A 12,212-nucleotide genomic window follows, 5' to 3' on the forward strand; every position below is an offset into this window, starting at 1 on the left:
GGGGGCGCGTGCGCGTGATCGATGATCGAACGAGGCGTCCCACGCTGCTCGTTGGCGTGGGCGCCTTCGGCCGTGACGTCGCGCGCGCGGCTCGTGGCGCCTCGCTCGTCGCGCTCGACGTGGCTGTCGGTGCAGAAAGCAAACCCGACGCCGCGACCCTCGATCCGAATGCCAAGGACCCGTATTCCCCGATCGTGAAACGCGCCGAGGACGCCCTCGCCGCGCTCCTCGACGTCGGCCATTACCTCGGCTCCTCGTCCCCGACCGACCCGCGTGGTCCCCTTTGCGACGTCCTCGTCGTCGCCGACCTCGGCGAGCCTTCCGTCGCGCCCCTCGTCGCGCCCCTCGCCGCCGCGCTCGCTTCGGGCCTGCGTCGCGCCTTCTCGGCCATCCTGCGCTCGGGCGACGGCGCCCTCGTCGTTTGCCCCTTGCTCTTTTGCCCCCGCACCGGCGACCGGGCCGTCATGGCGCGTGCCGCCTCCTCCCTCGCCGACCTGTCCCGACAAACCTCTTCCTCGGCCCGCGCGCGCTTCGGCGGCCGCGTCTATCTCGTCGAGGATCAGAGCGGCAAATACCTCCTCTCCCGTGCCGAGATGGTCCGCTCCTTTGCGGCATTCCTCTCGACGCTCTGCTTGCCGCAGGTACGCGACGACGATCGCGGCGTGCGCCGCCTCGTCGAGGACGACGGCCCGCCTGGCACCTTCGCCACGTTCGCCTGCGCGAGCCTCGCCTTTGATCACGCGGCGCTCTCGCGTATCGCCGCCGCGCGCCTCGGCCGCGAGATCCTCGCGCTCCTCCGCGCCCCTGTCGATCCGGCCGCGCTCGACATCGCCTCCCTCGCCACGCCACTCGTCCCCACGCAAAGCCGCCTCGACACCGAGCTCGCCGAGGCCGAGCCGCTCGCCGACTTGCTCGCGCCCCCGACGATCGACGTCCCCCCGATCGAATGGGACGACGATCCCGAGACGCTCCTCGAACGCAAATTCGGCTCGCTCTTCCGGGCGCGCGCCGAGGCCACGATCGGCGCGTTCCGGGACGAGGTCGAACGGTTCCGCATGGACAAACTCGCGGCCGCCCTCGAACAGCGCGGCAAGGTCCGCCTCGAAGGCGGCGAGCGTGCCATCGAGACACACGTCGCCGAGCTCGTCGCCGAGCGCCCCACGGGCCACGCGCGGGCCCTCCTGGTTTTACGGGACGCACGCACCCGCGCGAAGGGGTATCTCGACGAGGTCGTCCGTGCGATCGAGGCGCCCGAGCTCTCACCGCTCCCGCCCTCGCCGCTCGCGGAAAAACTCGCCGCGCTGGAGGAAGCCGTCTCCTATCGCCCGCGCCCGCGCCGCATGGTCGTCCTCGGCGCCGCCCTCGGCCTCGTCTCCGCGCTCCTGCTCTCGGGCGTGCTCGTCTCCTCCTATCGCGCCCTGCTCGCTCCATTCCCTCCTTTCTTCGACGCCGTCTCCCCTTTGCCCCACGGCCGCCTCCGCCCCTTTTTCACCCCGCCCGTCCCGCTCCTCGCCGGCGCCGCCGTCTCGGCGTATTCGACGGGTTATCGACTCTGGAAGCACCGCAAACGCCACCACAACTGGGCCTGCGAGGCCCGAGACGACCTCGCGCAATCGATCGCGCGCCACATCCGCGAGGATCTCGTCGGCCATTACGAGCGCCGCTTGCATTACGCGCGCCTTCTCTGGGTGCAGCGCGTCCTCGCGCAGCTCCTCGGCCGCATCGAGCAGACCATCACCGCCCTCGAAGCCACGCGTGCGGCCCTCGCCGCCGCGGACCGCGCCCTGCACCGCGAAGAACACGAGGGCGAGCGAAACCTCTTTTTATTCAACGTTCGGGGGCTTCGCTCCGAGGACGGAGCTGCGCCCCCGAACCCCCCCGGCCTCCTTTCCTCGTCGGTCCTCCACGCGACCATCGTCGGCCCCGACGACGTCGACGCCATTTACGCCGAAATCCGCCCGCCCGAGCCGAGCGCCGCGGCCGAGCGCTGGCTCCGCGAGAGCCTCGCCGAGCATCCGTGGACCGAGGCCCCGTTCGCCGCGCACGACGATCTCCTCGCCTTTTGCCACGCCGAGCTTGAATCCTTCGAGAAAACCTCGCCCTTCGAGGAAGGTAAATCCGCGCTGCACAAGGCCGCCGAATCGTCGGCCAAGGGCTTCCTCCGCCGCCTCTTCCTCAAGCTCTCACCCGGCCTCGAGCTTGCCCCGAAATACGCGGCCGAGGCGCCTGCGCCGCTCCGCCTCCTCTTTGCGCCGCCCGAGGCGCGCAAGCTCGTCGACGCCGCGCTCGCCGAGGGCGGCTTCGAGGGCGCCTGGGACGTGCGGGCCCTCTCGCCGGATCCAGATTCGATCTTGCTCGTCGTTGCGCGCACCGGCCTGCCGCACGAATCGCTCGCGCTCGCGCGCTCGGAGGACCCGTGATCGACGCGATCCTCGCGATCCTCGGCGAATTGTCCCGCCTCGCCCAGGCCAAACCCATTCGCACGAGCCTCGGCGGCATGGCCATCGCGCTCGCCATTCTCCTCTACCTCGGTGCCCTTGCAAAAGCCCGCTTCGAGCTGCGCGCCGTCCGCGTCTCCACCGGCCCCCTGTTTGCCCTCGCCGGCCTCGTCATCTTCGCGCTTTCGCTCGTCGTGGCGATCGTCGACGCGTTGCTCGCCCATTACGACATGCTCCTGATCGAGGAGCGCGTCCTCTTGCTCCTCGCGCCGGGGGAAGGGCGAGAAGCATACGACGCCTTGCGGAAGATCCTTGCCCTCGCCGCGGGCGGGCGATTCGTCCTCCCCGGCCCCGTGCATTTGCCGCTCGCCTTGCTCCTCGGCGTCGTCGTGTACCTCGGCCTCGTCTTCTGGGCCGCGCGCACGATCGAAGAGCTCGGCTCGCTCGAACAGAAGCCGGACGACGTCCTCGCGCGCGAGCGCCTCGAACAGCAAAAAGCCATCGCCAAGGCCCTCGCCGAGGGCCGCCCGCTCCCGGTCAAACCCGTCGAGAGCGCGCCCCTCGCCGACGACCGATTCGGCCGCGTCTTCAAGCTCCTCGGCCACTGGACGAGCGTCGAATACGTCGAGTCCCGCTTCGTGCGCTGGCAAGGCCCGCTCGTGTTTGCCCTCGCCGGCCTCGCCGCGCTCGCCCTGCCGGCCGCGCTCGCCGGGCATTTTTCGGCGCCGCTCTGGGTCGGCTCCGCGATCGCGCTCGATGGCCTCCGTCGGAACCTCGCGACCCGCACGAAGAGCCCCGACAAACCCGAGCCCGAAAAAAAGGAAGAACCCCCCGCGCCGAGGCCCGAGCTTCGTCCGCTGGTCGAGGCCATTCACGCGGCCCAGGGCCCTTTGCTCTTGCCCCCGGAGACGCCCGGCGTCGAGCCCGCCCGCATCTCGCCCGGCACCGATTTACGCGCCAAACGTTTGCTCGACGATCTCTCGCGCGAGCTCGGCGCCGGAAAGGGCCTCTACGTCCACCAGGGCCTCGCCTGCGATGCCTTCGAGGATCGGAAAAACATCCTCCTCTGCACGCCGCCGCTCTCGGGAAAAACCACGACGCTCGACCTGCTGCTTTTTTACGCGCTCCTCGTCGAGGCCGAGAACGTCCTTTGGCTCGCGCCCTCCGCCGCGGCCGCGTGCGTGGCCGAACGGCGCGTCCTCGCGCGCGCCGAGGCTTTGCGCTGGAAATGGAACGTCCATGCCGCGAACATCGCGTCCGGCGCGGGCGCGGCCGATCCGACGCACGCGTCCCCCTCGCTCGTCTTCGCCGATCCCGAAGGCGTGCATCGCGAGCTTTGCGGCCGGCAAAAAGAATGGTCCGGATTCCTCGGGGCCTTGGGCCTCGTCGTCCTCCCGGACCTCGAAGAATGGCACGGCGCTCCCGGCGCACACCTCGCCTTGCTGCTCCGCCGCCTCCGCCGCGCCTCCGCCCGCGCCTCCGCGCGCTCTTTCGAACGCGGCGAGCGCATTCGTTTCCTCTGCACGGCCGATCCTTCCTTCCGTGACCTCGGCCAGCTCGGCGAGCGCCTCGTCGGTCGCCCCATGCTCGTGCTCGGCCCCGAGGTCGACGGCGCCCCACGCCCCCCGATCGTCTCGTATTTCCTCCCCCCGCGCCCGCGCGCGCAGGCCGACGTGCACCCCGCCGTACGCGCGCTCGGCGAATCGCTCGCGCAGGGTTTTTCCGCGGAGCTCTTCGGGTATGACGACGTCCTCTCGCGGGCCGACGTCGCGCGGGCCAACGAATGGACCCTCGGCCGCGACGTCGCCACGCGCGGCCGCGCCTTCGCCGAGGAGCGCCACGAGCTCTCGCGCGCCCTCTCCGAGGCAGAAGTCGTCATTGCCCGCGTCCGCGCTGCGACGTACGGAAAGAGCCCGATCCTCGCCGCCCACGTCGGCTTCCGCGCCGCCACCGTCCCCGAAGCGCGCGTCGCCGCCCTCGGCGCCGGCGAGCGCGTCGGCAAGGCCATCGCGCCCCCGAAGCCCGAGCCCAAAGAGGTTTCTCCAGACCAACCTGAAACCCCGCAATCCCCCGGCGAGCTGCAAGCCGAAGCCATTGCGCAGACGGATCTCGAGCGGAAAGTCCTCGTCCTCTGGCAGCCCGATTCCGACCCATTCTCCTCGCTCCTCGCGGCCGAGCGCCCGCATTTCCGCCACCCCGACCTCGACCTCGGCTGTGCGCTCGTCGTCGATCCGCTCGCCGAGTCCATTCAACGCGCGCACCTCCGGGCGGCGCTCGTCGAGGCCTCGTGGAGCGAGGACGAGCTCGCCGCGGACTTCTCGCGCCCCATCGTGCAAAGCGAGCTTTCCCCAGCGGAAAACGCCTCCACCGAGCCGACGCGCCTCACGCGCACCGTGCACACCGTCCTCGATCCCGAGACCGGCGAGCGCCGCGAAGTCCCGCGAATCTCCGCGGCCGGCGAGGCACATCCAACGCTTTGCTTCGACGTCGCGGCCGAGCCTGCGCGGCTCGTCGATCGCCACACGGGCGAGGTCCTCTACGGCGTCGAGCGCGCGCGTATGCTCTCGGCCGCGTATCCCGGCCGTATCTTCGTCTTTCGCGGCGGCCGATACGTGGTCAAACCCGCCTCCGAGCAGGACGGCCTCGCGGCGGGCCGCGTCGCGTGCGAGCGCGAGGAGCGCCTGCTCATCACGAGCCCCATTCGCGAAGTCTCCGTCACCCCGATCGAGCGCCGCAAAGAAGCCCCGCAAAAGGACAGCAGGGAAGGGGAGCGCGCCGAGCGCCGCGCCGAGCCACTCCGATCGCTCGGCGGCGCGCAGTTCGTCTTCGAGCGCAGGCTCGTCGAGGTCGAGGAACGCAGCCTTGGCTTGCGCCGCCACGGCCCCGATGGAAAGCCGCGCGACGTGACCCTCTATGCCGAGCCGCTCCTTCACCGTTATGCGACAAAGGCGGCGGTCCTCGCGCTGCCCGAGGCCTCGTTCGGCGCGATCACCGAGGGCACGCTGCACGCGCTCGTGCACCTCTTCCGCGTCACCTTGCCTGCGTTCGTGTGGTGCCGCGAGGAGGACCTGCTCATCGTGCGCGCCGCGCGCTTCGGCGCTGCGGAGACGGCCGCGATCGCGTTCGTCGACGCGCACCCTGGAGGCGTGGGTTTCTCCGAGGCGGTGACGCTCGACGTCCTGCGCGTGGCCTGTGGGTTTGCCCTGGCCATCGTCGAGCGTTGCCCGGCGCGTTGCGCCGCGGCCGAGGGGTGCCCCTCGTGCTTGCAAATTCTGCAATGCCACGCGGCGCCCGGGGAGGAGACGAAGCTCGACAAGCGGGGGGGGAGGGAGCTCCTTGGAAAGATCCTCGGCCGAGGCTGACGCGTTTCGGTTATCCTTGCGCCCCTCGATGCGCCTCTCCTCCCCGTTCGTCCTCGCGCTCGCCGCCATCGCCGCCTCCTGCGCCGCCGCGCCCACCGGCCCCACGGGCGCGCCTGCCACCGATCCCCCCGAGGAGCCGCCTGCGCCCGTCGTCCCGCGCGAAGTCCCCGTCGATCCTCCGAGCGGCGCCCTCGGCACCGCCGCGCCCGTCGAGGCGCGCGAAAAAGTCCCGCTCAAGGGGTTGCGCGTCGACGCTCGCCCGGGGGATTTCGTCCTTTCGCACGCGGGCCGCGTCGCCGTCGTCTCCGCGCGTGGCCACCTCGTCGATTATGGCCCCGAGGGCGGCGCCGATGGGATGGTCTCCCTGCAATCCGTCCTCCAGATGGGCCTCGGCGTCGCGACCACCGACGTCGCCCGCGTGGAGCTCGTTGGCGAAAAGAAAAACGTCGTCCGTGTCGATCGGGCCGTGCGTGGCCAGCCCCTCACGCACGTGAGCTTTTATTTCTTCGGCCCCGGCGATGCGCTCTGGATCGAGAGCCTCGCCGTCACCTCACCCGAGATCGAGCCCGTCGATCCCGGCCCCCTCGGCGCCGCCAAGCGCCTCCCCGCGCTTGCCGTCACCCTCGGCGAGAACATCCATTGGGGCAACGTACCCACGTGGCTCGAGGGCGCGGGGCCCATCACCCGGGCTTTTCAGCTCCGCACCGAATTCGTCGCCCGCCACAGCCTCGGCACCGCGTACGCGCTCTGCTCCGAGGAAGGCCCGCTCTTCGCTCGTTTCGGCTCGCCCGAATATGGGTTTTTCGAGGCCGCCCTCACCGGTGAGCGCGTCGTCCCCGTCGTCCACGCCGGCGCCTCCGAGCGACGCCGCGTCGCCGTCACCCTGAGCGACCGCTCCTCCGGCGACGCCGCGCTCGCCTTGCCCTGCCGCGCCCCCACCGCCCGACGCCGCGTCACCCTCCCCACGCTCCCCGTCCGCGGCAGCCGCATCGAGCTTGCCCGCTGCGACGGCGCCGGACGCCGCCGCATCTACGTCGAGCTCGCCGCCGAGGAGCGCATGTTTGGCAAGACAGACCGCGCCGTCGACCTGCCCGAGGGCTGCTTCGACGCACGTTTCGTCGCGCCCGGCCACGCTCCGGGCCCCTGGATCCGCGTCGAATCCCTCGCCGCAGAGATAACTCGTGCCAAACCCTCCGCCGGACGCCTGCGTATCGCCGTCACCGACGGCGGAAAACCCATCCCTGCGCGGCTCCTCGTGCGTGGCAAGGACGGCACGTCCGATCCCGACTGGGGCGACGAACCGCTCCTCGGCGCGGCCCTCAACGTCGTGTACCTCGACCGCGGCGAGCGCGACCTCTTCCTCCCGCCCGGCAAATACCACGTCGCCCTCACGCGCGGCTTTTCGTACTCGGCGCACGAGGAGGACATCGAGGTCGCCGCGGGCCGCGAGGTCACTGTTCGCGCGAAGCTCGAACGTGTCGTCGACACGAAAGGGTTCGTCTCGGCCGACCTGCACCTCCACGCCGAACCTTCCCCCGACGCCCCCGCGCCGCTCGCCGAACGCGTGCGCAGCCTCGTCTCCGTGGGCGTCGACGTCGCGGTCGCCACCGACCACAACGCCGTCACCGATTACGGCCCCACGATCCGCGAAATGGGCCTCGCCTCGGATCTCGTGAGCATCGTCGGCGACGAGGTCACCTCGCCTGCCTGGGGCCATTTCAACGTCTTCCCGCTCCTGCCCGCGTCCGTGCCGCTCCCCTGGATCGGCGTCCTGCCGGCCGAGATTTTCGCCGCCGCGCGCGCGCAGAAACCTTATGGCACGAGCACGATCCTCCAGGTGAACCACCCGCGCTGGGGCGGCATCGGCTACTTCGAGCTCCTCCGCCTCGACACCGACGACCTCAAAGGTTGGCTCGACCGCTCCCCGCTCGCCGACATGGGCTTCGATCTGCTCGAGGTCTACAACGGCGACCATTCCCGTTACATCGCCGGGGTCGAGCCGGTCCTGCGCGACTGGTATGCGCTGCTCGACGCGGGCTTCCGCGTCGTCGGCACCGGCAACTCCGACTCGCACAAGCTCGTCTACCACGAGGCGGGTTTGCCCCGGAACATGGTGTTCGTCGGGGACGACGTGAAGGGCGTGGTTTCCGAGGCGGCCTTCGTGGACGCGCTGCGCAAGGGAAATGTGAGCGTCTCCGGAGGGCCGTTCGTCCGGATCGAGGTCGCTGGCAAAGCCATGGGCGAGACGATCCCGCCGGGCGAGGCCGAGGTCGTCGTCCGCGTCGACGCACCGCCCTGGATCGACGTCGATCGGATCGAGCTCGTCAAGCGCGGAAAAACCGTGCGGACCTTCCCGATTGCCGGCCGCAAGGGCCCCGTCGAGCAGCGCAGCCGCGAGACGTTCGAGAAGGGTGATTGGATCCTCGCCATCGCCCGCGGCACGAAGACCATGGACGCCTACGTGCCCGGCGTTCCGCCGCTCTCCTTCACGAACCCGGTCTTCGTGCGTTGAGAAAAAACGCCCGTCAGCGAGCGCTCGTGCAAGCGAGGGCGGCCTTGGCTTGCCGCGCGTAACGCTCTTCCACGGCGCGCTTCAGGATGGGTTCGTCGACGAACGGCAGCTCGCCGTCCTTGCGCCACCCTTCGAGCGCGCGCGTCGTCGCCGCCTGGCAGGGCGTCTCCTGCCGGATCGCCCGGCAGATCAGCGCCTCCAGGCTCCGCGCGTCGCGCACCGTGCAGGCCTTCGCGTCCTCGCAGTCCTTCGCCGCCTCCTCGCCGCAAGGCCGGCAGTTGAAGGCGTCGAGGTGTTCCTTGGAGGTCAAAGGACACGCCGAGAGGTCCTCGCAGGCCTCCGTGGTGCACGCGGGCAGCTCGGCCACGGCCGGCGTCTTCGGCGCCTCGCTCGTGGTGCTCGCTCCGCCGCCCCCGCACGAGGCGGCGAGCCCCGCGAGTGCCACAAAAATGACGCCCCATGCACCCATCTGTCCGAACGTTCGTTCACCGCCGCGCCGCATCGCCGCGAGGCTATCGCAGGGCCGGGCTCGAAGGGAAGGGGAAGGCTCGGCTCGTGCTGTCGTCCTTGTGGTCCGGCCGGGATCGTTTTATGCGGAGTTCCGTGGATCTGGAACGACAGGGCTCGACCTCGACGGACGTGGCGCGAGCGGTTTGGTATCTGGCGTCTCCGGCGATGTCAACGCGCCTCTCGGGCGAGGTGCGCCTCGTCGTCGGCGAAATGGAGGGGCGCGTGCTCTGGTGAGCCCGGCGCGTGCCGATGCAGCTGTTCGTCCAGACCTTCCACGACCGGTTCGGCATCCTCCCGCCGGAGGGCATGCTCCCCACGGATCCGCTGCGTCCTTTCGATGCGTCGGCCATGCTCGTCGGCTCCGAGGTCGCGCACGCGCACGGCGTCGCCCTCGCCCAGGCCGAGATCGGCCCGTTTCTCCGGACCGCCCCCGAGGGATACCTGCTCGTCGGCTTCTGGGGCCACGGCGTGCAGAGCCACGCATTTTATTACGTCCGTGTCGACGCCCAGAGCCGCGTTTATTTCCGCCTCCCGCACGGCGGCGTGTACATGGACAACGAGCGCGCGGCGCAGCGCATTCGGCTCTTTTTGACCCGGTATTTTGCGATCGAGCCGGTCCTTCGCACCCGGACGACCTCGTTCGTCGCGGTCGACGCCATGGGCGAGGCGCGATACCGGCTCGTCGGCAAGGACGGAACGACCGTCGAGCTCGATCGCAGCTTGCTCGTGGACGCTTCGTTCGAGGAGCGATTCGCGCCCGTCCTGCCGTCCCTTTGACGTCGAGACGTCACGCGGCAGGTTGCTCGGCGCTTGCGGAGCGCGTCGCGTCGCGGTACCGCGTTACCGCATGGGAACGCGCCGCATCGTCCGCACGTACATGACCCGGAGCCCGCTCACCGTCCCGCGCACGACCACGATGGCGCGCGCGATGAAGCTGCTCGACGAGCACGGCTTCCGGCACCTGCCCATCGTCGACGAGGCCGGCAAGCTCATCGGCCTGCTCTCGGAGCGCGAGCTCAAGATCGTGGAGAACATGCGCGTCGTCGACGCGGGCATGGCCTGCGTCGAGGACTTCATCCTGGGCCCGCCCTACAGCGTCTCGCCCGAGTGTCCGCTCGCCGAGGTCACGCGCACGATGGCCGAAAAGAAATACGGCTCGGCCGTGGTCGTCGAGGGCGACACTGTCGTGGGTCTCTTCACGACCGTGGACGCGCTCCGGGCCCTGACCACGATGCTCGACGAAGTCGAGGGCGGCTGAGTCCCGCTCATTGCACTACGCCGGGCAAGGTGCCCGGGCCATACCGCGCGATGACACCCTTGCGCCGCACCCCGGGGGCCTTCGGCGCATAAAAATCGCCCCCCACGGCCCAGAACGAGCCTTCGCCGTCCGACCATGCCGCGTGCAGATCGTCGTAGGGTTCGAGGACGAACTCGTCGATCCAAGCCCCGTCCACGAGTCTCTGCTTTTGCCCGCCGTCGCCGACGAGCAGCGCCGATCCCGAGGGGCCGCATGCGACGCCGTTGACGAGGTTCGTCAGGGAAACGTTCACTTCAGAAAAACCGTCTCCGTCCGAGCGGAGCACCGCGGAGCCGCCGACGGCATACACTTCCTTCACCCCGCAGCCGGACACGGTGAACAGCTTGGCCGGCGTGGGCGCGGGCTCGACGAGCGACCATGCCGCGCCTTTTTTGCGCCAGATTGTTCCTTTTTCGCCCACGGCATACAGGTCGTCGGGCGCGCTGCCCCAGATCTTGTAAAGCGTGCGGCCGAGGGGCGCGCCGGGCAGCGGCTCGGGCTTCCAGGTCGTGCCGTCCCAATGGAGGACGATGTCGTTTGGCGCGAAAACCCCACCGCCGGGCGTGCCGCCCACGGCGAAGGCCTCGGTCTTCGAGAAGGCCATCACGCCCCAGAGCGTCGCCTCCACCCCGGACGCGTGCTCCGTGAACGACGCGCCGTTCCAGTGCGTGATGCGCCCCTTTTCCCCGACGAACCACACATCGTCGGGGCCCGTGCCGTGCACCCACCAGTACGTCTCGGCGCCGCCCGGCGTGAGCCGCTTCCATGTGGCGCCGTCGAACTGCACCACGAGCGTCTCGAATCCCTCGTTCCCAAGCGGCCCGCCGACGGCGAACACATGCGAGGGACTCGCGCCCCAGATCGAAAGCACCGCGCCGTCGAGGTCCTGCGCATCGAGCACGGTCTGCCAGGCCGAGGGACCCGCATCTCCGCCGCTGCCGCCCATTCCGCCGCTGCCGCCCGCGCCCCCGCTTCCCGCCTCGCCGCCATGGCCGCCTGCGCCGCTGCTTTGCTGCGATCCGCTCGATGCCGCGCCGCCGCTGCCAGCGGATTCGGACGGGCCGCAGGCGGGCAGGACGAACAGCGTCGCGAGGGTCACGGGCAAGGCGAAGGCGCGCGGCATGGAGAGCCATCGTGCCTCATGGACGTCGCGAGCGTAAAGAGCCGCGCCCGCGCGTGGGTACGCTCAGGACTCTGCGAAGACCTCGTCGATCGTCTTCGCGTCGAGCAGGCGCAGGATCCATGCGTCGAGCATGGCGCGCGTGGCTCCGGCGATCCGGGCCTCGGCGTTCGCCGAAATCTCGCCGAAGCGCGCCTGGAGCAGGGTGCGGAGCGCCTCGCGGCGGCCTTCTTCGCGGCCTTCTTCGCGACCCTCTTCGCGGCCTTCGTCGCGCGCGCCCGCCTTCAGCTTTTCGAGCTCCGCGTTCCCTTTTCGTTCGAGCGCGCGCACAACCTCGCGCTCCGCGTTCTGCACGTCGAGCAGCGCGCGCACCGCAATGGGACGCACGAAGCACGAATCCTCGAGCATGCCGTCCAGGAGGAGCGGCACGAACGCGTGTTTCTCCGTCGACCACTCGCAGACCTCGCGGCGCTTGACGAAGATCGCGAACACCCGACGAACGCCGCGCTCCGCGAGCTCCTCGGCCTTCTCGACCACGTCGCGCACGCTCTGCTCGTTCACGATCTCGAACGAGATCTCCTCCAGGAAACGCCGCCCCGTGGCCGGGTCCTGCCCCTCTCGCCGGATCGAGAGGTCGGTCGCGAAGTTCGAGCCCTCGGAGACGCGGGTGAGCAGCTCCGTCGAGGGCCGGTAGCCCGGACGGACGTGCGGGAGGATCAAAAAATCCAGGCTCGTCTGCAGGTCCGCGTGAGGCTCGAGCGCTGGCTGCGCGACGACCTTGCGGCCGCGGATCATCTCATCCCGCGTCGTCTCGGGCACGACGATGTGCTCGTCGACCGGCGGAAAACGTCCCGGGCGAGAGCCCGACGGCGGAAACGACAGCGCCGCGCCACCGCCGCCGCGAGGGGGCGCGAGGAGGACCGTCGACCGATCAGGCTTGGGATCCATGCTCCACAACCTAGCAGACGCGAAC

9 protein-coding genes are annotated in these 12,212 nt (G+C 70.2%); 6 read left to right on the forward strand and 3 right to left on the reverse strand.

Annotation, left to right across the window (positions count from 1 at the left end; translation table 11 throughout):
• Positions 1–8: 8 nt before the first annotated feature.
• From KEG57_RS36960 to KEG57_RS36970, 3 genes are read left to right on the forward strand one after another with little or no spacing between them, the layout of a single operon-like run.
• Positions 9–2,420 carry a hypothetical protein gene (locus KEG57_RS36960; protein ID WP_272425139.1) on the forward strand — a complete coding sequence of 804 codons (2,412 nt, stop codon included), beginning with the start codon at positions 9–11 and terminating at the stop codon, positions 2,418–2,420.
• A complete protein-coding gene (locus KEG57_RS55855) occupies positions 2,417–5,800 on the forward strand; it encodes a Zn-binding domain-containing protein (RefSeq protein WP_272425140.1) in 3,384 nt (1,127 codons plus the stop codon). Before KEG57_RS36960 ends, KEG57_RS55855 begins: the two co-directional genes overlap by 4 nt.
• A 28-nt stretch (positions 5,801–5,828) precedes the next feature.
• The gene (locus KEG57_RS36970; protein WP_272425141.1) at positions 5,829–8,312 is read left to right on the forward strand and encodes a CehA/McbA family metallohydrolase; all 2,484 of its coding nucleotides are present in this window, start codon (positions 5,829–5,831) and stop codon (positions 8,310–8,312) included.
• A gap of 13 nt (positions 8,313–8,325) precedes the next feature.
• Here the strand turns inward: KEG57_RS36970 and KEG57_RS36975 are convergent, their stop codons facing one another.
• Positions 8,326–8,814 (reverse strand): hypothetical protein, encoded by a 489-nt coding sequence (locus KEG57_RS36975; protein WP_272459379.1) that lies wholly within the window; start codon positions 8,812–8,814, stop codon positions 8,326–8,328.
• Positions 8,815–8,915: 101 nt separating this feature from the next.
• Here KEG57_RS36975 and KEG57_RS36980 point away from each other — a divergent pair, with 101 nt between their 5' ends.
• The 3 genes from KEG57_RS36980 to KEG57_RS36990 all read left to right on the forward strand — a co-directional run bounded on the left by KEG57_RS36980 (position 8,916) and on the right by KEG57_RS36990 (position 10,080).
• The gene (locus KEG57_RS36980) at positions 8,916–9,056 is read left to right on the forward strand and encodes a hypothetical protein (RefSeq protein ID WP_272425143.1); all 141 of its coding nucleotides are present in this window, start codon (positions 8,916–8,918) and stop codon (positions 9,054–9,056) included.
• Positions 9,057–9,065: 9 nt separating this feature from the next.
• Entirely contained in the window at positions 9,066–9,599 is a 534-nt protein-coding gene (locus tag KEG57_RS36985) for a hypothetical protein (protein WP_272425144.1), read from the forward strand.
• Between the two features lie 70 nt (positions 9,600–9,669).
• Positions 9,670–10,080 (forward strand): CBS domain-containing protein, encoded by a 411-nt coding sequence (locus KEG57_RS36990; RefSeq protein ID WP_272459380.1) that lies wholly within the window; start codon positions 9,670–9,672, stop codon positions 10,078–10,080.
• Between the two features lie 7 nt (positions 10,081–10,087).
• Here the strand turns inward: KEG57_RS36990 and KEG57_RS36995 are convergent, their stop codons facing one another.
• Complete coding sequence (locus KEG57_RS36995) at positions 10,088–11,242, reverse strand: WD40/YVTN/BNR-like repeat-containing protein (protein ID WP_272425146.1); 1,155 nt, start codon at positions 11,240–11,242, stop codon at positions 10,088–10,090.
• Between the two features lie 63 nt (positions 11,243–11,305).
• Positions 11,306–12,187 (reverse strand): PDDEXK family nuclease, encoded by an 882-nt coding sequence (locus tag KEG57_RS37000; RefSeq protein WP_272425147.1) that lies wholly within the window; start codon positions 12,185–12,187, stop codon positions 11,306–11,308.
• Positions 12,188–12,212: the final 25 nt, after the last annotated feature.

The organism is Polyangium jinanense (assembly GCF_028435365.1).

Bases quoted from the DNA above. Each gene is read 5' to 3' on its own strand.
- KEG57_RS36995 (WP_272425146.1), bottom strand. From the start codon at position 11,242: ATGCCGCGCGCCTTCGCCTTGCCCGTGACCCTCGCGACGCTGTTCGTC.
- KEG57_RS36990 (WP_272459380.1), top strand. From the start codon at position 9,670: ATGGGAACGCGCCGCATCGTCCGCACGTACATGACCCGGAGCCCGCTC.
- KEG57_RS36970 (WP_272425141.1), top strand. From the start codon at position 5,829: ATGCGCCTCTCCTCCCCGTTCGTCCTCGCGCTCGCCGCCATCGCCGCC.
- KEG57_RS37000 (WP_272425147.1), bottom strand. From the start codon at position 12,187: ATGGATCCCAAGCCTGATCGGTCGACGGTCCTCCTCGCGCCCCCTCGC.
- KEG57_RS36975 (WP_272459379.1), bottom strand. From the start codon at position 8,814: ATGCGGCGCGGCGGTGAACGAACGTTCGGACAGATGGGTGCATGGGGC.